Annotated in this window: 19 protein-coding genes, 1 pseudogene and 1 riboswitch; of the genes and pseudogenes, 8 read left to right on the forward strand and 12 right to left on the reverse strand. The window is 61.8% G+C overall.

The window, feature by feature from the left end; genetic code table 11:
• On the forward strand, positions 1–477 hold a 477-nt coding region (locus AC5ZGW_RS41000; protein WP_496114088.1), incomplete at its 5' end, for a porin.
• Positions 478–688: 211 nt separating this feature from the next.
• Here AC5ZGW_RS41000 and AC5ZGW_RS41005 read toward each other — a convergent pair.
• The 10 genes and pseudogenes from AC5ZGW_RS41005 to AC5ZGW_RS41050 form a co-directional block, all read right to left on the reverse strand.
• Positions 689–1,924, reverse strand: a complete 1,236-nt coding sequence (locus AC5ZGW_RS41005; protein ID WP_245475012.1) for a c-type cytochrome — start codon at positions 1,922–1,924, stop codon at positions 689–691.
• 24 nt (positions 1,925–1,948) lie between these two features.
• A complete protein-coding gene (locus tag AC5ZGW_RS41010) occupies positions 1,949–3,715 on the reverse strand; it encodes a GMC family oxidoreductase (RefSeq protein WP_130229175.1) in 1,767 nt (588 codons plus the stop codon).
• Positions 3,716–3,756: 41 nt separating this feature from the next.
• Positions 3,757–4,575 carry a gluconate 2-dehydrogenase subunit 3 family protein gene (locus AC5ZGW_RS41015; RefSeq protein ID WP_165435498.1) on the reverse strand — a complete coding sequence of 273 codons (819 nt, stop codon included), beginning with the start codon at positions 4,573–4,575 and terminating at the stop codon, positions 3,757–3,759.
• Between the two features lie 856 nt (positions 4,576–5,431).
• A riboswitch (SAM-I-IV-variant riboswitch) is annotated at positions 5,432–5,533 on the forward strand.
• 418 nt (positions 5,534–5,951) lie between these two features.
• Positions 5,952–6,761, reverse strand: a pseudogene (locus AC5ZGW_RS41020) (3-hydroxybutyrate dehydrogenase).
• 69 nt (positions 6,762–6,830) lie between these two features.
• Positions 6,831–7,622 (reverse strand): acetoacetate decarboxylase, encoded by a 792-nt coding sequence (locus AC5ZGW_RS41025; protein WP_130229176.1) that lies wholly within the window; start codon positions 7,620–7,622, stop codon positions 6,831–6,833.
• A gap of 29 nt (positions 7,623–7,651) precedes the next feature.
• Entirely contained in the window at positions 7,652–8,824 is a 1,173-nt protein-coding gene (locus AC5ZGW_RS41030) for a patatin-like phospholipase family protein (protein WP_130229177.1), read from the reverse strand.
• Between the two features lie 39 nt (positions 8,825–8,863).
• Complete coding sequence (locus tag AC5ZGW_RS41035; protein ID WP_130229178.1) at positions 8,864–9,463, reverse strand: PepSY domain-containing protein; 600 nt, start codon at positions 9,461–9,463, stop codon at positions 8,864–8,866.
• Between the two features lie 23 nt (positions 9,464–9,486).
• A complete protein-coding gene (locus AC5ZGW_RS41040) occupies positions 9,487–9,786 on the reverse strand; it encodes a hypothetical protein (protein WP_130229179.1) in 300 nt (99 codons plus the stop codon).
• A gap of 40 nt (positions 9,787–9,826) precedes the next feature.
• Positions 9,827–10,045, reverse strand: a complete 219-nt coding sequence (locus AC5ZGW_RS41045) for a hypothetical protein (protein ID WP_245475013.1) — start codon at positions 10,043–10,045, stop codon at positions 9,827–9,829.
• A 19-nt stretch (positions 10,046–10,064) separates the two neighbouring features.
• A complete protein-coding gene (locus AC5ZGW_RS41050; RefSeq protein WP_165435499.1) occupies positions 10,065–10,220 on the reverse strand; it encodes a hypothetical protein in 156 nt (51 codons plus the stop codon).
• Positions 10,221–10,906: 686 nt separating this feature from the next.
• Between AC5ZGW_RS41050 and AC5ZGW_RS41055 the strand changes: the two genes are divergently transcribed.
• Together AC5ZGW_RS41055 and AC5ZGW_RS41060 are read left to right on the forward strand one after the other, a co-directional pair.
• Positions 10,907–11,344 (forward strand): hypothetical protein, encoded by a 438-nt coding sequence (locus AC5ZGW_RS41055; protein WP_245475014.1) that lies wholly within the window; start codon positions 10,907–10,909, stop codon positions 11,342–11,344.
• A gap of 121 nt (positions 11,345–11,465) precedes the next feature.
• The gene (locus tag AC5ZGW_RS41060) at positions 11,466–11,909 is read left to right on the forward strand and encodes a hypothetical protein (protein WP_245475015.1); all 444 of its coding nucleotides are present in this window, start codon (positions 11,466–11,468) and stop codon (positions 11,907–11,909) included.
• A 121-nt stretch (positions 11,910–12,030) separates the two neighbouring features.
• On the opposite strand, the gene AC5ZGW_RS41065 is transcribed toward AC5ZGW_RS41060, so the two are convergent.
• Entirely contained in the window at positions 12,031–12,684 is a 654-nt protein-coding gene (locus AC5ZGW_RS41065; RefSeq protein WP_130229182.1) for a TetR/AcrR family transcriptional regulator, read from the reverse strand.
• Between the two features lie 212 nt (positions 12,685–12,896).
• On the opposite strand from AC5ZGW_RS41065, the gene AC5ZGW_RS41070 reads away from it, so the two are divergent.
• The 5 genes from AC5ZGW_RS41070 (at position 12,897) to AC5ZGW_RS41090 (ending at position 19,602) form a co-directional block, all read left to right on the forward strand.
• The gene (locus tag AC5ZGW_RS41070; protein WP_245475016.1) at positions 12,897–13,766 is read left to right on the forward strand and encodes a sensor histidine kinase family protein; all 870 of its coding nucleotides are present in this window, start codon (positions 12,897–12,899) and stop codon (positions 13,764–13,766) included.
• On the forward strand, positions 13,763–14,866 hold the full coding sequence (locus tag AC5ZGW_RS41075; protein ID WP_130229183.1) for an efflux RND transporter periplasmic adaptor subunit: 1,104 nt from the start codon (positions 13,763–13,765) through the stop codon (positions 14,864–14,866). The genes AC5ZGW_RS41070 and AC5ZGW_RS41075 overlap by 4 nt, the downstream gene beginning before the upstream one ends.
• 8 nt (positions 14,867–14,874) lie before the next feature.
• Positions 14,875–15,951: an efflux RND transporter periplasmic adaptor subunit gene (locus AC5ZGW_RS41080; RefSeq protein WP_130229184.1), complete on the forward strand. Its 1,077-nt coding sequence runs from the start codon at positions 14,875–14,877 to the stop codon at positions 15,949–15,951.
• The gene (locus tag AC5ZGW_RS41085; RefSeq protein ID WP_130229185.1) at positions 15,948–19,097 is read left to right on the forward strand and encodes an efflux RND transporter permease subunit; all 3,150 of its coding nucleotides are present in this window, start codon (positions 15,948–15,950) and stop codon (positions 19,095–19,097) included. Before AC5ZGW_RS41080 ends, AC5ZGW_RS41085 begins: the two co-directional genes overlap by 4 nt.
• A gap of 277 nt (positions 19,098–19,374) precedes the next feature.
• A complete protein-coding gene (locus AC5ZGW_RS41090) occupies positions 19,375–19,602 on the forward strand; it encodes a hypothetical protein (protein WP_130229187.1) in 228 nt (75 codons plus the stop codon).
• Positions 19,603–19,982: 380 nt separating this feature from the next.
• Here the strand turns inward: AC5ZGW_RS41090 and AC5ZGW_RS41095 are convergent, their stop codons facing one another.
• Positions 19,983–20,597 carry a hypothetical protein gene (locus AC5ZGW_RS41095; protein WP_130229188.1) on the reverse strand — a complete coding sequence of 205 codons (615 nt, stop codon included), beginning with the start codon at positions 20,595–20,597 and terminating at the stop codon, positions 19,983–19,985.
• Positions 20,598–20,961: the final 364 nt, after the last annotated feature.

Raw genomic sequence — 20,961 nt, forward strand, 5'->3', positions numbered from 1 at the left:
ACTTTTGGCGCCTATCAGAGCATCGGGTTCGGGGCGACGACCGATGCCGTCTATCTGCCGGTCGCAGCCGGCGGCGACGGCTCGCTGCATCTGACGGAGGCCTTTGGCATTCGCGGTGCGTTCAACCACAACTGGGACCCATATTGGTCATCGAGCCTCTTCGGCTCGTATGTGGGCGTCCGCTATGACGGCGCGGCCAAAGCCTTCATCTGCGCGAACTACACCACGCCTGGCAAAGCGGTCAGCGCGGACTACGTCTGCAACCCCGACTTCAACTTGTCGCAGCTCGGTGTCATCACCCGCTGGACGCCGGTCAAGAACCTGACCTTCTCCGCCGAATTCATGTGGTTCCACCTCGACCAGAAATTCCAGGGCTCCGCAGTCCTTGGAGCTTCGGCCCCCAAGCCTACTGCGCGTTACGAGTTCAGCGATCAGGACACATTCCACCTGCAGCTTCGTGCCCAGCGCAACTTCTGAGGCCTGTTCTTTTAGTGTCTAGACCTGACAAGTCACTCTGTATGTCTAGATTTAGGCGTCGGCAAAATCGCGGCATTGGGCAGCTAAGACAAGATGGCTGACGTCCGTGACGCGGGGATTGCAACGTCGGTATGTCCCGATTTGATTTGCGACAGGTATCGCGAGCGCGCTCGATCGATCCGCCAAAACTTCGGGCGCAGCGTGGTCGACGTTATTGAGACACCCGGCCACGCAGCGTACTGACGTCCGTGGACTGGACTGCTGACGCGGCATTTCCCCAGGTATTGCGAACATAGGTCAGGACGTCCGCAATCTCTGTGTCACTGAGATTCCAACCAAAGGGCGGCATGGCCGGTGCGGTCGGGGCAGCTGAAGTGGCGACGGCGCGATTGCCGATCAGAACGACGCGGATCAAGGATGTCGGATCAGTGGACTGGACGAGTGGCGCTTGTGCCAGTCGCGGGAATAGCGTTGGAACGCCGGCGCCGCTAGACTGGTGGCATGCCGCACAACGGTTCTCATAGATCGCCTTCCCCGCCACCATGCGTGTGTCATCGTGCGCCAGCGCGACGGCCGGGTTCGCGGTTCGAGGAGCACGATCCTTCAGATAGGTGGCGATCGCGAGAAGGTCGGCGTCTGTCATATGAGAGGTGGAGTTCTCAACCGCCTCGGCCATGGGCCCGGACGCAATGTCGAAAGAGTTGGCACCGGTCTTAAGATAGCGGACGATGTCTTCCGTGGACCAACTGCCGATGCCCATACGGGAATCCGCGGTCAGATCAGGCGCATACCAGTCCTGCAGCAATGCGCCGCGCAAGGCTTCTCCACCCCGATCGCCGCCGGTGATGTTCTTCGGTGTATGACAGGTTCCGCAATGGCCAAGGCCTTCGACCAGATAGGCCCCACGATTCCACAGATCCGACTTTGCCGGATCGGATTGAAACACTCCGGGCTTGAAATTGATCAAATCCCAGGTGGATGTTGCCGGTCGGCGGACATTGAACGGAAACCTAAGCTGATTCGGCTGAACCTCGTTACGCACCGGCTCCAACGTGCGCAGATAGGCCCAGATCGCCGAGACGTCCTCGCGGGTAACCTTGGTGTAGGCCGGATACGGCATGGCCGGATAGAGGCGAACCCCATCCTTACCAATCCCCTCATGCATCGCCCGCCACAAATCGGATTCGGTCCAGGCACCGATTCCGGTCGCAACATCAGGCGTAATATTTGGCCCGAGCAATTTTCCGAATGGCGTCTCCAGCGCAGCGCCGCCGGCAAAAGGCTTACCGCCCGGCGCAGTGTGACAGCCGGCGCAATCGCCGAGCACGGCCAGATACCGGCCGCGCTCGATCCTCTCGAACGCCTGGTTGTCTTCCGCCGCGCGCGCCGCAGTAAGGCCGATCGCGCAGGCGGCGAGCGCAAGAGCCGTGAGTTTCCGCATTCTCATGCCATTACCTCGGGGCGCTGGCCGTCAAACCTGCACGAGCGGGCCAGGACTCTTCAGGTAGCGGTTTACGATCACATCTGCTGCCCAATAGGCGAGTGCGCCTACCGTATCCGTCGGATTGTATCCGGGGTTCTGCGGGAAGGCCGTGGCACCCATGACGAACAGGTTGGGCACGTCCCAGCTCTGCAAATAGCGATTGAGCGCGCTAGTCTTGGGCTCGACGCCCATAATGGCACCGCCGCAGGTGTGCGTTGTCTGGTACACGGTCACGTCGTAAGGACCGCGACGCGGGTGCTTCTCAAGCTGCCGCGGCCCCATCTTCTGCGCGACCTCAGCCAGCCGGTCCGTCAGGTATGTCGACATCTTGAGCTCGTTGTCGTGGAAATCGAACGTCAAGCGCATCAACTTGCGGCCGAAGCGGTCCGTATAGGTCGGATCGAGGTCGAGATATGCGTCGCGATAACTATAACAGCTGCCGTGCGTGACGGTCTCATAGCTGCTCAAATAACTCTTCGCCACCGCCTTCTTCCACTCGGCGCCCCACCTCGGCGCTGTCTGTGGTGTCCTCCCAGTCTGGATCGGTCGGCCATTGGTCTGCACCGCGCCCATATAGCCGCCGCCGACGAAGCCATGCGGTCCGTGATCGAAATTGTCGCCGTTGAACTCGTCGATGCACATTCCGATCGAGCCCGACGCGATGAAGGGATTGAAGATCTTGTCGTCGAAGAACGCGCCTACGCTAGATGTGACTTGGTAGGAATAGTTTCGCCCAATCACGCCCTCGCCGGTGCGCGGATCGTAGGGCTTGTCGATTCCCGAATGCAGCAGCAGGTGCACGTTGAACAACTGGAAGGCGCAGAGCAGCACAAGGTCGGCCGGCTGCTCCCATTCGTTGCCACTGGTGTCGACATAGGTAACGCCGGTGGCGCGTTTTCCTGATCTATCCAAGTTGATCTTCGATACCTCGCACTGCGTGCGCGCCTCGAAGTTCGGACGGCGGATGAGTGCCGGCAGAATCGTGGTCTGCGGACTAGCCTTCGAGTAGTTGCCGCAGCCGAACCATTCGCAGAAGCCGCAATAGGTACAAGGGCCTATCGTGACGCCGAGCGGGTTCGTATATGCCTGTGAGAGATTCCCGGAAGGTTGCGGGAAGGGCTTATAGCCCATCTCCTGAGCAGCCTGTGCGAACAGCGTCGGGCCGTAGGGCTGCCTCTGGGGCGGCGTCGGATATTCGCGGGACCGCGCTCCCTCAAAGGGATTGCCGCCCGCCTGTATCCGCCCTTTTATGTTGCCGGCTTTGCCGGACGTGCCGCACAAATATTCGAACTTGTCGTAATGGGGCTCGAGGTCATCATAAGTAATCCCCCAGTCCTGGATCGTCATGTCCTCGGGCAGGAATTTTTCGCCATAACGCCCCACCAGATGCGTTCTCAGCTCGAAGTCGCTGGGCAGGAAGCGCCACGTCTCGGCATTCCAATGCACGCCACCGCCGCCGACGCCATTGGGCGGCATGAAGGATCCCCAGCTGCGGATCGGCAGCGCCGTCTGGCTGGCGTTGTTACGGAAAGTCATCGTCAGCTGGTCCGGCCGCAGGAACAGATCGTGGCGGATGCGGTAGCGCAGCTCATCTTGCGCATAGGCCGGCGGGAAATCGGTCGCCGTGTCGCGCCACGGGCCGCGTTCGATCGCCACCACGTTCAATCCGGCACCAGTCAGTTCATGCGCCAGGATGGAGCCAGTCCAGCCCAGCCCAACAATCACCACATCAGTTGCTGGCAATTTGCGCGTCATATTCCCGGTACTCCAAACGAGATTTATTGCGCCTTTGGCGCCTATTCGGGTCGGGCAGCAATGCCAATGGGTGGCAGCGGATAGCGCTCGTTGTGCCGCTCAACCCAGTCCCGGTAATCATAGCGCGCGCCGGGAAAACCGATCATCTTCCAGCCGACCATGTCGCGGTTGCCGCCGTAAACTGGGTCCGCAAAGAATCCTTCCCGCGTGTTCTGCAGCAGATACTCAAAGAACGCGCGACCGCTGGTTCCTTCCAGTTGCACCTGATCCTTCTCCAGCCCGGAGAGAACCTTGTCCTTCTCATCGTCGGGAATCTGGGGAAAAGGCTTTCCCGCGTAGGTCGCGCGGCAATATTTGTCCAATGCGGCCAGCGCCTGGCGATACCGCGCTGCCGGGGTCAACGGCGACTGATCTCCCTGCTCCGGCGTTCCGTCGGCGAAGGGGCCGTGCATGTAGAGCCCCTCGGCGCTGCCATAGGATCCCGCAAGTTGTCGGTCGATGAAGACCGCGCAACCGGCATCCTTACCCCCCGGGGTCTGAGGGTCCGGCGGGATCAGCCGGTCAACGAGCGCTTCGACTGCAGCTCCTTCTTCCGGAGTGAAATACACCCACGGTCCAGGCCGCACCGCTGTGGGTGGAGTGCCGGCACTTGGTCCCCACGGCAAACTGCCCTTGACGACCAGTGCGCGAGCGGAGGTTGCAGAGAACACCAAAGCCATGGCGGTGGTTATGAGTAATTCGCGGCGGCGCACGCCATGATTAGAGCGCGACGAGCGGGGTATTCCCTCCCCGGCACTATCAGCACCGGGGGCGATCTTCCCGATACCGCTGGCGCTCAGCGAAATCTCTTTCGCGACCATAGTGCTCCCCTGGATCGTGAAGTCGGAATTCCAAGGTGGCGTATCAAAAAGATAAGGATAGCACAGTCTAAACGGTTCTCAAGTCGAGTGCGTCCAGTTCGGCAATTCAGGCCGCGGCAAGGCGGGGTTGGGCGTGGCTCTTTGGGGTACGGTGCGCCGGGCTTGCCTGAAAGAGCTTGAGCGTGCACTGATCGCGTATTGCAATGCACATCCATGAAATCGAATCGTCGAAGCGGTAGACTTGTTGCTCAAGCAAGAGAGATTTACGAGCGGGTTAAGCTGAAAGTACATCTGCATCAGCGTGACCGTTCAGGGCGATCGCTCCAACTTGACTATGCGCGCGCCACTTCCGATCAAGACCGATAGGTGAAATTCCAATTGTTCTTCATGCTAGGTTGCAGTCCATTCCTTGCTTCCCCTAAAAGCGTTTGTCACGCCGACTCTAGACCCGGGAAGCCCTTGTGATTGCTCGCATGCGCGTTGGCGTTGAACGACGCCGCGCAAGTTCAACATCATCAACTGCGCGCCATCGCCCCGCTCCGATGCAAACGGCAGATTGCGGCAAACAGCGCACCAGTAGCCCAGACGTTCTGATTGAGCCATCACGCATCGAGGCAATCGGCGCCCAAAGGATTCGTTGTGTCAGTAGGGCAGCCAATGACCTCCAAAATGGCAGGCGAAGCCGCAAACACGTCCGGTACCCTAATTCGTATTTGGCAAGCTTCCGAGAGCGGCCCGGCTCCGCAGTCGCCCGTCCGGTCCGCGGTCCCGATCCGCAGAGGAGCGGATCTCTTTATCCACCCGAAAACTGCGGGGGCTCAACAGCTCTGGGAAACTATCAGAACCCGCTATATTGATGGTGCATCAAGAAGAGGCTGACGCCCTCGCCAACCTGCTATCCCGGGCAAGGTGGTTTCCGCAAGGAGATGCGGCCAATTCGGCAACGTACGGGTCGCGCGGCCGTCAGCCTTCTCGCCTATGCAATGGAGGTATTTTTTGACTGACGTATTCTCTGATCCCCTCGATGAGCACCAGAGTGCATTTGTCGATCTCTGGAGTCAGCAGCCCCGGAATTGGGAGATATTCCAGACCCGCGATCTTTGCTGGCACCTAAACGTCGGAATCGACACTATTCATGAGGCACTCTTTCTTGCTCGGGATCACCGCGGGGACCGGCCGTGGTCGCTGACAACATCCACTGACAAGTGCACGCGAGAGAGTCTAAGGGCACGCGAGCGGAGCGATCGCGACTGGATCAAGCGGAAGATCAGTTGTGGCTGTGTGGCCGGCTCGCCGTTGGTCAATGCTCTTTAGCTTGGCCTCGTCGAGGTGGCGGTCAAAGTTTGCCTCAATGGCCGTGACCATGCGAGCTCCAGCTAACCGCGCCAGGTCGGCAGGGATGTTGCCGTCCAGCCCCCATCCATCGAGAGGTTGGCGCCCGTGATCTGAGCGGCGTCGTCGCTGCACAGGAACAGCGCGAGGGAAGCAACCTGCTCGACGGTGACGAACTCCTTGGTCGGCTGCGCGGCGAGCAGGACGTCGCTGATCACCTCATCTCGTCGCATGCGGCGGGCCACCATCGTGTTCGGGATCTGCTTCTCGACGAGCGGCGTCCAGACGTAGCCGGGGCTGATGCAGTTGCAGGTGATCTTCGAGCGTGCCAGTTCCGGCGCCACCGTCTTGGTCAGGCCGGCGATGCCGTGCTTTGCCGCGACATAGGCCGACTTGAATGGCGAGGCGACGAGCGAATGCGCCGAAGCCGTAGTGATGATGCGGCCTCAACCGCGCTTCTTCATGCCGGGCACGACGGCGCGGATGGCGTGGAAGGCGGCGGACAGGTTGATCGCGATGATCGCATCCCATTTCTCGGCGGGGAATTCCTCGACCGGAGCAACGTGCTGGATGCCGGCATTGTTGACCAGGATGTCGACGCTGCCGAAGGTGTCCTCGGTATGCGCGATGAGCCAGGCGATCTCGCGCGGGTTGGTCATGTCCGCAGGCGAGTAGATCGCCTTGACCGCGAATTCGCGCTGGATCGCGACTCGCTCCCCCTCGATATCTTCAGGCGCGCCCATGCCGTTGATCACGACATTGGCGCCGGCTGCGGCAAAGGCCTTTGCGCAGGCAAGGCCAATGCCGCTGGTCGATCCGGTGACGACAGCCGTCTTCCCCTTCAGAATGTCCATCTCGTACACTTCCTCATAACGTGCAAACAGGATCGGCGCCTCGCCCCGGATCGCGGCGCTCAGTTGAGATCAAAAGACAAGAGCCTTCTCACCCGTTCGAATCGAGCCGCGCGCCGGCTGTTGCAGATAATCGTGCACCACCGTCCCGAGCCCGAGCGTGAGGTCGGCGCAGATGTGGACGGCGGAGACGATCTCAAGGACCGGCAGTTCGGCGACCGGCGCCAAGGCGTGTGGCGTCAGGGCGAGCGCCGCCGGTCCGGTCCAGGCGCCCTTCAGTACGATGTCCTCGAGATGATATTGAACGATCTCGCAGATCCGCGGGCTGCCGTCGACGTGCGGGATGATCTTGAGCAGGAAGTTCGGCTCGTTAAGCGCAGCCTTGACCTTCGCCAGATCGGCCTCGCGGTGCTTGTAGCCCATCGTCCCAGTCGCGACCCGCACGGGGCCGTAATCCAGCGTGCCGATCAACGTATCGATCTCGGTTCGCAGGGTCGGTTGCGCAAGCTTCTTCGGAAAGCCCCAGAGCTCGCGTCCGCCCGCAATCGGTCCTTCGTCGTTGAGGAACATGCAATGTGTGTAGCCGCCCTTGCGTCCATGGAAGGAGACGGGGATGACTTGTCCGCTTTCCGTGTAGTCGCCAAAGCCGTTGGAATCGGGCATGCGGATGAACTCGTATTTGACGAGAGCTTCTCGCTCGTCGACCTCGAGCGGACCCGGAACCACTGCCCGGAGTTTTGTCGGATCAGTACGATAGGTGATGATCAGATACTCGCGATCGACGAACCGATACGGCCCGGGCGGATAGGCCGGGCTGGTCAGCGGCATGGCGAAAGCACGTTGTTTCACATCTGTCTCGCGCATTTGGGTTATCTCCAGGCGATGAGGTTGGGTCACTCGCGGCCGTCGTGTTCGAGATCGAAGGTGAAGACCCCGTCCGGGCTCGAAGGCCGAGCGAGCACCTCGGGATGGCGCAGGGTGCGCAATGCGTCGTGGTAGCCCGCTTGCCAATGGTCCTGCATCGACAGCCGCGAGAACTCATAGTCCTTGGAGTGGCCCTCGTGATTGCGCGCGCGATAGATCAGCTGGACGATGTTGTAGACGTTGCGGGAGACCGCCGTGCTGAGCAGTTTCACGTCCTGATGCTGCCTGAGGTCGTCTGGTAGCCTCCCCAGCAGATCCGTGAGTGCGCGCCGCAGACGCTGTACGTGCTTGAACTGGTCGGTGCTGGCGCGCGTACGGCTCGAGTACTGGATTTCCTTGTGCCGCGTGATCACCTCAGCCATGTTGCGAGGTATTTGACCGCGCGCGCTCCAGAGATCGACCTGGAAGGCGAGCATGTCCTGCGGCGCATCAGATTCGATCACCCATTGCAGCGGCGTGTTCGAGACGAGACCGCCGTCCCAATAGTGCTCGCCCTCGATTTCCACCGCCGGAAAGCCCGGCGGCAACGCGCCGCTCGCCATGATGTGCTCGGGTCGAATCGTATGGGTGGTATTGTCGAAATAGACGAAATTACCCGTTCGGACGTTGACCGCGCCGGCGCTGAAGCGCGTCAGACCGGCATTGATACGATCGAAGTCAACCAGGCGCTCCAGCGTGGTCTTGAGCGCGCGCGTGTCATAGATGCTGGTCGCATCGCTGGCTCCGCCGGGCTGCAGCCAGGGCAGAACGGGACGGGCAGAGAAGAATCCGGTAGCGCCACACGTGGCCGCCAGACCGGCGCTCATCTGGTTGATGAGGTTTCGCGTATTGTCGCTCCGCGTCCAATCCAGGAAGGGATTGCCGGACCAATCCCAGGGCGCGGTCGAGGTGACTTGGGTCCAAAAATCGCGCAGGCGGTCAACACGGGACTCGGGCGGGTTGCCGGCGATGGTGGCGGCATTGATGGCCCCGATCGATATGCCAGCAACCCAGTCGGGATGAATGCTGGCTTCGGCCAAGGCTTCGTACACGCCCGCCTGGTACGCACCAAGCGCACCGCCGCCTTGCAAAAGCAGCGCGATGCAGTCGAAGGGAAGCTGCCGTTGAGCGGATGAGAGCTGTGATCGAGGCTGGAAGTTCATGGCGAATGGACTCTTTGATTGCTGATGAACATGCTCGTGTTAATGGCGACTCGTGTCTTGCTTTCCGACCTTGGGAGGCTCGAGCAGGACCTCCTTCAAATGGTCCGCGGAGGCGACGACGATCACGAAATTGAGCTTGCCGTCCTGTCGGATCAGTCCACCGGCCAGCGCGCTGCCGGCCGCCGCTTTCTCGGCGACCTGGACGACATCGGACAATTCCGGCTTGGGCCATTTCAAGGCAAGGATCTTGGCGAGGTCTTCCCGATCGAGCTCCTTCAGCGACGACGTCATCTCCTTGCCCGTGATGCTTCCAGTATTTGCATCGATGGCGTTCTCCCACACGTGCTCATTCCGTATCGTGCGAACGCGGTACACGGGAGAGCCGTCGATCTCGAAGCTGATGTCGGCGGTCTTCGAGCCATCATGCAAGTGCTCCGCGATGGCGATCGCCCGACTGAGCGGGACGCGTACAGTGCGGAATTCCGAGAGAACGCGTTGGATAGCGACCTCTTCGACCTGGCTTTGTGCAGTGGCGGTTCGGGCGCTCGTATCCGCGGGATCTTGGACCTCCGCGATGGCGGCGGTCGCGGCGAGCGTGGCGGACCACATGATCAGGGCAAACAAATGCTGCTTCGACATCGGATCAATCTCGGTGTGGTTGGTCAATCGCCCGCGACGGGCGTGTGAGCGACGACGATCTCCTTGTCGGGGAGCGTGGGCAGCGGCTGATTTGTATCGATCACGACGCGCTCCGGCCCCTTCACGTCGGAGTGGATGCGTATCGGCGGCCGCGCAGGATCCGGTTCGGAAAAGCGACCCGGCACTTGCGCCGGCAGGACCCAGTTTGTCAACCAAAGCAAGCAGACCAGCGCTCCACCCGCCGACACGAAATAGCCGCGCCAGGGAAAGGCGCTCTCGGTGGACTGGCTCGCGCGCATGAACATGGCGGATCGTCGGCTCATGGCGCACGGCTCCCGACAACGGAATCTGTCCGTATCATCGTCAGATGCTCCATGGTCGCGGTTGCCGGCGCGCGCGGTCGGCGTCGAGATAGCCGCGCTCGTCGAGCCACTCGGTTGGACAATAGGCAGCGGCCTTCGGATCGATCGTGAGTCCGTCACGCTGGAGCGCTGTCCGTGTTCCGGTCACACCGGTCCACACGAGCTCGCCGCTGGTCGGGTCCACTTCCATCCCGTCAGAGACTTCGATGAAGTTCAGCATCTCGGTTCCCAGTCCTCCCTCACGCCGTGTGCGTCAGCCGGTCGATTTCATCAAGCGCAATGCCTCTGCGCGCGAGTTCGGACTCGATCACGTCGAACACGCATTCGACCGGCGCGGTCCAGACGTTGACCCAGTAGATGATGCAGTCGGGGGCGATCAGCAGCGCCGGTGTCATGCGACCGTCCTCCGCTCCAGCCGGATAGTGCTGGGCTGGCGCGCGGCAAGCCAATGAGCCCACGCGATCATCGCGATCGTGATGCCAAGCAGCACGCTCAGTGCCACGAGGCACAATGCGACAGTGACGTTCAGCGATGCGGCGGCGAGGCCGGGGCAACGGGTTTTCGCGCATCACCGCGAACAGCAGTGTTGACATTCGGCACCTCTTTAATAAAATATACCGTATAGTTCATATAAATCACGCGGCATGGCCGAAGTCAAGACGAGTGCGTCACAAGCGCGTGTGCAGCTCGAGGCGGCGAGGCTCTGCCTCAGCCAACCACAAGCCTAGAGCAGAGAAAGGATCTGATATGACGAGATTGAAGCAGGCGCTGTTCGCAGCGGTCGTGGTCGCGCTCGGGAGCACGGCGGCTTTTTCCCAGGAGAACCGAGGCACACCCGAGCAGCGAGCGGCTTGCACGCCCGACGCCTTTCGCCTCTGCAGTGCCTACATTCGCGACCCATCCGGAGTCGAAGCCTGTCTGCGGCTCAGGAAATCGGATCTGAGCGAAGGCTGTAAAGCGGTGTTCGAGCAGGCATCCACCGGATCAGTCAGGGGCAGATAACGAACGACGTTGCGGCGTGATGTGACCAGGCACTGCCTTGAACCACATCCGCACTGCGACAGGAGACAGGAGCGATCTTATGAGCACGGTATACATACCGGCCTTGGCTGCCTTCGGCGGCTCTGCGTTCGGCGCGGTCTCGACCATCGTCAGTGGATGGTTTAGCGGACGCCGAAGGCGTCGCGAGCGTCATCATGCCCGCTCGTTTTCGAAGCGCGAACAATTGTACCATAGCTTCATCGAGGAGGCATCACGCCTCTATGCCGACGCCCTGGTCAATGATCAGGCTGAAATCCCGCAACTGGTCAGCTTCTATACGCTGGTCGGACGCATGCGGATCTTGTCGAGCAACGAGGTCGTTCAGGCCGCCGAGAGAACCGGGCACTTGATCATCGAAGCGTATCTCTCGCCAAATCGCACATTCGTCGATCTCCCCAAATTCATCGAGGAAATGGATCCCTTGCGCGATTTCGGAGAGGCCTGCCGCCGCGAGTTGGTGAACCTTCCGGCGCAGTGAGAGACGTTATGAGCGATCAGATTGACGACCGAATGAGGAGCGCCCGCCGCAGGATCGTGCAGGCCGCCATCCATCTCTATGGCGAGATGGGACACAACAAGACCACCGTCGCCGACATCGCGTGGAGTCTGTCGATGTCTTCGGCAAGCGTCTATCGATTTTTTCCCTCAAGGGGGCGATCGAGGAGGCTGTGGTGCAGGAGGTGCTCGAAGAGACGGTCAGTGCCGCGGCCGAAGCGGCCCGCGCCAGTGGGCCAGTGCTACGGCGCCTGGCCGCAATCCTGAAGGCCATCGCCGACTGCAATGAAGCTCGACCGGCAAAGCATCGACGACTGCAAGACCTGGTAACCCTGGCTGTCCGGCAGAAGTGGACGGTTGTTCTCGCCTACGACGACAGGATCCGAGGGCTGGTGCGACCGATCATCGGCAACGGGCAAGCACGGGGCGAACTGCAGGGTGGCAGTCCGATGGCGCTGACCTGCTGCCTGCTGGAAGCCATGGATGTCTATATCAACCCATCGCGGGTCGGCGCTGCGACGCTGCGGCCAAGCTTCGACGAGATGTGAGATTTTGTACCGGCGCTTTGCGTCGCACGCCACTCCAGCCGGCCGAGATGGCAGCTCACGTGCAGCTCAAGGCCGCCGGTTAATGCGAATGCTTCCAAGGCAACCGTCTAAAAAAAGACAGCTAGTACGACCAATCTGTCTCGCAGGCTGCCAGGAAAAAGCCGACGCGCTCGCGCACGAAGCCGGGAAGCTCCTTCTTCAGGTCCTTCTGAGTTTCTCCGACGAGCGACCGAAACAGCATCGGTAGCAGAATTAGGTCGAGAAAGATCTGCGCGGTGGCGCGGCTTCGTTTGGAGCTGAAAGGGCCCTTCGGGGTGCGAGCGAGCTTCTGCGTGGCGTCGTCCAGCAGTTGGGATACCGCGGCGAGCGAGCGATCGCGCGCAGCGTCGTGAACGTTGCGGCTCAGTTCGGGAAAGCGCTGCGATTCCGCGATCGTCGCGCGCACCATGCCGAGCGATTCCTCGACCACTCTCTCGACGATGGCGGTCCCGAGGCTCATCAACTTGTCCTCGATGGTGCGGCCCTCGGGCAAGAAGCCTTCGAAGTCCGTCAAGCCCTCGATGGTGCGGGCCACCACCGCCGCGAACAGCGCTTCCTTGCCGGGGAAATGAGCGTAGATCGTCGGCTTGCTCGCAGGAGCGAGCTCGGAAATGTCGTCGATGCTGGCGCTACGATAGCCTTTCTCCAGAAACAGCTGCTGGGCTGCATCGAGAATGCGCGCCTGCGCGTCGCCGGCAAGATCCTTTCGCGGTCTACCTCGCTTCGTCTTCTTCATTCTTGAACCTCCGAAATCACGAGTCTGTGCGCGTCGCTTTCCCGCTTGACATGGCTTGTGAAGAAAGGCAATAAAAAGAAAATATACGGTATAGTTTATTAATCCGCTAAGTCCTCATGTTTCGGGAGCTTGGCGAGTGCTCCCAAGAGATCGGGATCCCAAAGGTGTGGGGGCGGCGACCCCGATCGTCCGAGCCGAATGAGGAGAATGTCGTGACTGTTTTGAGCCCAGCCCCGTCCGGCTTGCAGGAAGGCGTGCTGCTGCGCGAGCTGAATCGCAGGGTCACCAACGGTGTTGTCTTGGCCATCGACCTTGTCTCCGCCGCGGCCATCCGGGTCGAGGGGACGGAAGCCAAGTGCGCTCTCAGCGATATCGTCGAGCTGCTGCATGGCTACGCCGACGTGCATCGTGCGCTGGCCATGCCAACGGGCGACACGCTGATCCATGCCGCGACCTACATTCGCAAGCTGGGCTGTGGCATGCGCCGCGCGCTGCTGGACCGGATGAACATTCAACTGGCATTCGCCACCCAGTCCATCGCGCTCCAGCCGGAGCGCTGCTGGCATCTGGGCCTGATCGTCCATGAACTCGTGATGCACGCGGCACGGCACGCCTGCTTCGACGCGCTGGCCGGGCAGATCAAGATCAAGCTGACGCGCACCGGCGCGCTGGTGAACTGTGTGATCCTGGACAACGGAACGCGCCCCGCCCGGGATGCCTCGGATCGCGAATTGCGAATTGCGAAGGATATCGCGAGGGCGCTCGGCGGCCGGATCGAGCAGGGTTTCGGCGCCGAATTCACCTCGATCGTCCTTTCATTCCCGCTGACCGAGCGTGAGCGCAGTGCAAACTGGACCATTGCGACGCGCCAGATGAAGGCACCGCGCCGCACGAGAGCCATTGCTTCAAACGACGCAGTGCTCACCGCAAGCGCGGCGGCCGATCATCACGAGCCCGCCGTCGAGGCCGACCCCCTTGCGGGACTCCTGCGCCAGCAAGAACGCGAAATGGTCGTCCCCCGCCAATCCGCCGATGCGCTTGGCGGGCTGTTGTCACCTTCCCATCATACGGCCGCGTCATGACAAGCCAATTCTCCAGCCCCGTTCGAACGGCTTATGTGGGGAAGGCCCTCGCCGCAACGACCGTGCTCGTCAGCATTGTGTTGACCGGTTGCAACGATCATGCGGCGCAGACGGCCACACGGGCAACACTGGTCCGGACCACGATCGTGCAGCCGCGCGACCGGCAAGCCGCCATCACGTTGACGGGCGAGGTTCAGGCGCGCTTCCGTGCCGATCTTTCGTTCCGTGTCAGCGGACGTGTGATCGCTCGTACCGTTGACGTCGGTGATCACGTCAACAAGGGCGACGTCCTCGCCCGTCTCGATCCCGCCGAGCAACAGGCTGATGTCGATGCTGCGACGGCGGCAGTGGCTTCCGCGGAAGCCCAGCTGCGCGTGGCGAAAGCTACGTTCGAGCGGCAGAAAGCGCTGATCGCAAGCGGCTTCACTACGCGGACCGTTTATGACCAGGCCCAGGAAGGTCTGCGAACCGCAGAGGGTGTGCTGGAGGCGGCCAAGGCTCAGCTGGGTACCTCGCGCGATGCGCTCGGATATACCATCCTGCGTGCTGAAGCGGACGGCATCATTACCGCGCGAAATATCGAGGTCGGCCAGGTCGTTCCGGCTGCCCAACCCGTGTTCTCGCTTGCTCAGGACGGGGAGCGGGATGCCGTTTTCGAGGTCTACGAATCCGTATTCCTTGGCCAGACAGAGAGCCACCGGGTAGCGTTGGCGCTGGTCTCCGATCCCATCGTGACCGCGACGGGAGAGGTGAGAGAGATTTCACCGGCGATCGACGCGAAGAGCTCCACGATCCGCGTCAAGGTGTCCATCGAGAACCCGCCGGCTCAGATGACGCTGGGCAGCGCCGTCGCGGGAACGGTCAAGGCGAAAGCTCAGAAGGAGATCGCCTTGCCATGGAGCGCGCTGATGGCCGCAGGCAGGAAGCCTGCCGTCTGGACCGTAGACCCGAAAACCCGGACGGCGTCGCTTAAGCACGTCACGGTCGGCGCTTATGAAGCCGGTCAGGTGCTGATCAAGGCAGGCCTCGAGCCCGGCGAGCGCGTGGTCGTCGATGGCGGCAAGCTTTTGAGCGTCGGTCAATCGGTCACTGAGGAGTAAGGTCAATCATGAAGCGACAGGTCATGATGATCGCCGGCACGGTTGCGGCGGCGTCGTTGCTCACCGGATGTCAGCAGGAGACGAAAGCGCCGGAGCCGGTGCGCCCCGTGCTCTCAATGGTGGCCAAGCCGAATAGCGGTGACAGCACGATTGCCGTGGGCGTGGTCGAGCCGCGCTACAAGACCAACCTTGGCTTTCGCGTACTCGGACGGCTGACTTCGCGTCCGGTCTACGTTGGCGACATCGTCAGTGAAGGACAAATCATCGGGACGATTGATCCCACCGCACTCGATCTCGCCGTTCGCGCGGCCAAAGCCCAGCTTGCGAAGGCCGAGACGCAGCTTGCGACGGCCAAGGCGACGGAGGAGCGGCAGCGCACGCTCATCACCAGCGATGCGACCACCAGGCAGACGCTGGACAACGCCGAGCAGGCCCGCGCCGGCGCCGAAGCGACCGTCGCGCAGGAGCAGGCGAACCTGACCAAGGCGATCGAGCAACTCGGCTATGCCCAGATCAAGGCCGACTTCGGCGGCGTCGTGATCGCCGTCGGCGCGGAAGTCGGTCAGGTGGTCTCGCCCGGTCAAACCGTGGTGACGGTCGCGCGGCCGGACATTCGCGAGGCGGTCGTCGATATCGGGGAAGACCTGCCCGTGCCGCTCGAAGTCGGTCTCCCGTTCACTGTCGGCCTGCAGCTCATTCCCGCCGTTCAGGTCGAGGGCAGGATCCGCGAGATTGCGCCGCAAGCAGATCCCGTGACGCGGCTGCGGCGAGTCCGGATCGCGCTCGACAACCCGCCTGAAAGCTTCCGTCTCGGCGCGACCGTCACGGCAAAGTTCGGCAAGGACCAAGCCAAGGTCTTGCGCTTGCCGTTGTCGGCGGCGCTCGCGAAGGACGGGACTGATTTCGTCTGGGTGGTCGATAAGGCCACCAACACCGTCTCACTGCAGAAGATCGATGGTGTTGCCGAACAGGCGGGCATCCGCGTCACCGGCGGGCTTGCCGCAGGCACCCGCGTCGTCACCGCCGGAATTCACAGCCTCAAGCCGGGACAGCACGTCCGCATCGAACAGGATCAAGAGCCATGAAGTCGTTCAACCTTTCTGACTGGGCGCTCGGCCATCGCTCCCTCGTCTGGTATTTCATGATCGCCTTCATGGCGGCCGGCTTGTTTGCCTATCTCCAGTTGGGGCGCCAGGAAGACCCTGATTTCACGATCAAGACCATGGTGATCCAGGCGCAATGGCCCGGCGCCTCGCCAGAGGAGATGACGCGTCAGGTCACCGACCGGATCGAGAAGAAGCTGGAGGAGCTCGAATCCCTCGACTACACCAAGAGCGTGACGGTCGCAGGCCAGACCACCGTCTTCGTCTACTTGCGCGATTCGACCAAGGCGGCCGACGTCAAGCCGACCTGGGTGCGCGTCCGCAATATGATCGCTGATATCAGGGGCGATTTCCCACAAGGGGTGATCGGCCCCGGCTTCAACGACCGCTTCGGCGACGTCTTCGGCAATGTCTATGCCTTCACCAGCGACGGCCTGAGCCAGCGGCAGCTCCGCGATCAGGTCGAGGACATCCGCGCCAAGGTGCTGACCGTGCCCGATGTCGGCAAGGTCGACATTCTCGGCGCGCAGGACGAGGTCATCTACCTCGAATTCTCCACCCGCAAGATCGCGGCTCTCGGCCTCGATATCCACGCCATCATGAATTCGCTTCAGGGCCAGAACGCGGTGGCACCCTCCGGCGTTTTGCAGGAGGGGCCGGAGCGGATCAGCGTCCGCGTGAATGGCCAGTTCGCCTCCGAGGCGAGTCTCAAGGCGGTCAATCTCCGCATCAACGACCGCTTCTTCCCGCTGACCGATGTTGCGACCATCACGCGCGGTTACGCCGATCCGCCATCAACCCTGTTCAGATACAACGGCCAGCCCGCGATCGCGCTCGCGATCGGCATGAAATCCGGCGCCAACCTGCTCCAGTTCGGCGAGGCGCTGAAGGAGGAGATGACCAGGATCATTGCCGACCTGCCGATCGGCGTCGGCGTGCACCTCGTTGCCGACCAGCCCGTCGTGGTCGAACATGCCGTTTCGGGCTTTACCGAAGCGCTGTTCGAGGCCGTGATCATCGTGCTCGGCATCAGCTTCCTAAGCCTGGGCTTGCGGGCGGGGCTCGTGGTCGCCATCGCCATTCCGCTCGTGCTCGCGATCACCTTCGTCGTGATGGCCTATTGCGGCATCTCGCTGCAACGCATTTCGCTGGGAGCACTGATCATCGCGCTCGGCCTCTTGGTCGACGACGCCATGATTGCGGTCGAGATGATGGTGGCGCGGCTTGAGATCGGCGATCCCCTCGAAAAGGCGGCAACCCACGTCTATACGTCGACGGCATTTCCGATGCTGACGGGAACGCTTGTCACCGTGGCCGGCTTCATCCCGATCGGGCTCAACAGCAGCAACGCCGGCGAGTTCACCTTCACCTTATTCGTGGTGATCGCGGTGTCTCTGATCGTCTCTTGGATCGTGGCCGTATTGTTCACGCCGCTTCTCGGTGTCACCATCCTGCCGGCCAGAATGAAGGGACATCACGTGCAGAAGGGCCGCCTGGCGCAGATGTTCGCACGCCTGCTCCTGTTCTGCATGCATCACCGCTGGAGCACCGTTGCCGTGACGGCCGGCGCCTTCTTTCTCGCCCTGTTCGGCTTGCAGTTCGTGCAACAGCAGTTCTTCCCCTCGTCCGACCGTGCCGAGCTCGTGATCGACTGGAACCTGCCGCAGAACGCTTCGATCACCGAGACCAACACGCAGATGGCGCGTTTCGAGCGCGAGCAGCTGCAGGGCAATGATTCGGTCGAACACTGGTCCACCTATGTTGGCACCGGTGCGCCGCGCTTCGTGCTGTCGTTCGACCTGCAGACCGCCAACACCTGGTTCGGCCAGCAGGTGATCGTGACCAAAGGCGGCATCGCCGCGCGCGACAAGCTCAAGTCGCAGTTCGAGGACTATTTGAGGAAGACCTTCCCGGGCACCGACACCTACGTCAAGCTGCTCGAGGTCGGCCCTCCCGTCGGTCGTCCGGTGCAATACCGCCTGAGCGGCCCCGACATCGCTGAGGTCCGCGACCTGTCGCAGAAGCTTGCAGGCGTCATTCGCAGCAGTCCTGACCTCGGCAACGTGGTGTTCGACTGGATGGAGCCGGCGCGCGTCGTCAAGGTCGATGTGCTCCAGGACAAGGCGCGCCAGCTCGGCGTCACCTCGGAAGACATCGCCACCACCCTGAACTCGGTGCTCCAGGGCTCGCCGATCACGCAGGTGCGTGACAGCATCTATCTGGTCAATGTCACGGGACGAGCGACCGCGCCGGAACGTGCCTCGATCGATACGCTGCGCGACCTGCAACTGACCGGGCTCGGCGGCCAACCGGTGCCGCTCGGCGCCGTCGCCAACCTGCGTTATGAGCTGGAGCAGCCCACGATCTGGCGCCGCGCGCGGATTCCGACCATTACTCTGAAAGCCGCCGTCGTCAGCAACGTTCAGCCGAAGACGATCGTCGACCAACTCGCGCCGAGGGTGGCGGAATTTGCAAAGCAGCTGCCCGCGGGCTACGCGATCAAGATCGGCGGCTCAGTGGAAGAGAGCGCCAAGAGCCAGGGGCCGATCATCGCGGTCGTACCGTTGATGCTGTTCGTGATGGCGACCGTGCTGATGGTACAGCTGCAGAGCTTTTCGCGCCTGTTCCTGGTGTTCGCGGTCGCGCCGCTCGCGTTGATCGGCGTCGTCATGGCTATGCTGCCGAGCGGCGCGCCGCTGGGCTTCGTCGCCATGCTCGGCGTGCTCGCCCTCATCGGCATCCTGGTCCGAAACTCCGTGATCCTGATCGTGCAGATTGAAAATCTCAAGAAGGAAGGCAGGCCCGCCTGGGATGCCGTGGTAGAGGCAACCGAGCACCGCATGCGCCCGATCCTTCTGACGGCCGCTGCCGCAAGTCTCGCGCTCATTCCAATCGCGCGCGAGATTTTCTGGGGCCCGATGGCCTACGCCATGATGGGCGGCATCATCGTCGGCACGCTGCTGACCCTGCTGTTCCTGCCGGCGCTCTATGTGGCGTGGTTCAGGATCCATCCTGACCGTGCAACTGGATCACCTGCCCATGAACCCAAAGCTGATGCGCAGGAACCGCCTGCCGAACAGACCGCCACTCACAACGCACCTGAGCCTGTGCTCGAGGTCCAGATCTAGAACGGAGGCGACGATGCTTTCGAAGACGCTATCAACCTGTGCGGTCGCTGTGACTGTCGCAGCGAGCCCGCTCATTGCCACTGCTGCGTTTGCGCAATTTCCGCCGCCGCCACCGATGGTGCCGGCCGGGCCACCTCGGATGGCTCCAGCAGCTCCGCCAACATTTGCAGGTCCCCCTCAGCCCGGCCCTGTCGCTGGCCCGGGGCCTCGGCTCGGTCCGGGAGCTGGGCCGCGCGCTGATCTCGCCGCGCGAGGAGTCGGGGATGGGCCGGCTGTCGTGAACGCCGCGCGGACGACGGCAGTCAACGTCGGCGGTGCCGGCGCCTATCGCTACGGTGGGGCGCACGGATATGGATATGGCGCGCGTGCGGCATCATATGCCAGCGCATACGCGGCCGGCGCTTACGCCGGATACGCCTATGGCGGCGCGCGCTCAAGCTACTACGCGAGTAGTGACTGCTATTATGCCTATACAGGACATCGCAGATATCTCGTCTGCGATTAGCCGAATTTCTTTCGCCCGCCTCAAGGCTAACGAACCTGTGCGAAGGAGACATTGTAGGGCCGGTTGCTGTGGGGCAAAAAGGCAATAGTCCCAGTATGCCCCGACGTTTCGGATATCTCGATCTGCCAACCACGAGGCGATCTTGTGGTTGGATTTTTCGTTGTAAGCCATTGAGCTCTAATGACCGGATTTTGGCTCGGTTAGAAAAATTCTCCTGCGAAATCAATGTCGATCGACACGCATATGTCGCACGAAGCGCGCGGTTTCCCGAACACCTCGCGGGATGAGCCCAGTTGACGCGCCACAAATTGCCTCCGGCGAAGGATTGGATGAGGTATCGTAGGTTTGGTTGGTGTGGGGAAAGGCGGTAGCGCTCCCCGCTACCAACGATCCCCCGACATAGCCGTATTGGGGAACAAAGCCGGATTGTCGCAGAGCGCGGCGAGGCGCCCCTTGATGTCGATCCGCACACTCCGGTCATCCTCGGCGTTGGCCTTGGTTCCGGCGCCGCCCGGTCGGCTCGGGCTGGCGTGCACAATGATGGCCGTCATCAATTCACGGATGGTCGCAAACTCCATCGGGCTGCCGCGCTTCAATTCATCCGCCAACTCCCTCACCGCGCGCTTATAGCGGTCGATGGCCTTCGGGTGCAGCGCGATCACGTTGTCGGCTTCCTTGGCCGTCTCAAGCCGCGCGGCAAGCGTCTTGCGCTCGGCTTCCAGTTCATTCATTCGCGGGATGAGCGCGTCGGTGGCCATGCCCTTGACGATGAAATCGACGATGCGTTTTATCTCGCGCTCGATCTCGCCGAGCCGCCGCTCGATCCGGTTGCGTTCGGTGCTCGCCTCTTTCTTGAGCCGCTGTCGCTCGGAATTATAGGCATCGCCAAATTCGCCGATCAGCTCGGGGTGCGCGAGGGTGCTGGCGCAATCCCTTGATCGCCAGTGCCTCGATTTCGTCGAGATAAACGCGCCAACTGTTGCTACAAGAGCCACTTTCCCGGTGGGCCGAACATTGCAGCCTCAATCCTTTGCCGTCGCTGCCGATCGACGACATGCCACTGATGCGCGACAAGGTCCGTCGCCAGTGTCTCAGTTAAGCCGTCGACGAAGTTGTCTTGAAGCCCGTAAGCTGGAAGGATTAGGCGCGTCGCCGCGCCATCTTGCGTTTGCCCAAGGCTGTCCTAGCCTACGGGTCTCTCCTAGCAGCTGACGGAGGAGAACATGCGCACCCTCAGAACGGCATTGATAGGTGGATTCACCGGAGCCTTGATGGCTGGCAGCGTCGCGACGCTCCATGCGGCTCCTTTGCCGACCAACGTGGCAAGCATGAAATCCATGATCGCTGACAGTTCGATCC

The sequence above is a fragment of the Bradyrhizobium sp. Crot121 genome, from assembly GCF_059512385.1.

Coding starts and splice junctions, on each gene's coding strand:
- AC5ZGW_RS41005 (WP_245475012.1), bottom strand. CDS start 1,924: ATGAGAATGCGGAAACTCACGGCTCTTGCGCTCGCCGCCTGCGCGATC.
- AC5ZGW_RS41010 (WP_130229175.1), bottom strand. CDS start 3,715: ATGACGCGCAAATTGCCAGCAACTGATGTGGTGATTGTTGGGCTGGGC.
- AC5ZGW_RS41015 (WP_165435498.1), bottom strand. CDS start 4,575: ATGGTCGCGAAAGAGATTTCGCTGAGCGCCAGCGGTATCGGGAAGATC.
- AC5ZGW_RS41025 (WP_130229176.1), bottom strand. CDS start 7,622: ATGCGCGAGACAGATGTGAAACAACGTGCTTTCGCCATGCCGCTGACC.
- AC5ZGW_RS41030 (WP_130229177.1), bottom strand. CDS start 8,824: ATGAACTTCCAGCCTCGATCACAGCTCTCATCCGCTCAACGGCAGCTT.
- AC5ZGW_RS41035 (WP_130229178.1), bottom strand. CDS start 9,463: ATGTCGAAGCAGCATTTGTTTGCCCTGATCATGTGGTCCGCCACGCTC.
- AC5ZGW_RS41040 (WP_130229179.1), bottom strand. CDS start 9,786: ATGAGCCGACGATCCGCCATGTTCATGCGCGCGAGCCAGTCCACCGAG.
- AC5ZGW_RS41045 (WP_245475013.1), bottom strand. CDS start 10,045: ATGCTGAACTTCATCGAAGTCTCTGACGGGATGGAAGTGGACCCGACC.
- AC5ZGW_RS41050 (WP_165435499.1), bottom strand. CDS start 10,220: ATGACACCGGCGCTGCTGATCGCCCCCGACTGCATCATCTACTGGGTC.
- AC5ZGW_RS41055 (WP_245475014.1), top strand. CDS start 10,907: ATGAGCACGGTATACATACCGGCCTTGGCTGCCTTCGGCGGCTCTGCG.
- AC5ZGW_RS41065 (WP_130229182.1), bottom strand. CDS start 12,684: ATGAAGAAGACGAAGCGAGGTAGACCGCGAAAGGATCTTGCCGGCGAC.
- AC5ZGW_RS41075 (WP_130229183.1), top strand. CDS start 13,763: ATGACAAGCCAATTCTCCAGCCCCGTTCGAACGGCTTATGTGGGGAAG.
- AC5ZGW_RS41080 (WP_130229184.1), top strand. CDS start 14,875: ATGAAGCGACAGGTCATGATGATCGCCGGCACGGTTGCGGCGGCGTCG.
- AC5ZGW_RS41085 (WP_130229185.1), top strand. CDS start 15,948: ATGAAGTCGTTCAACCTTTCTGACTGGGCGCTCGGCCATCGCTCCCTC.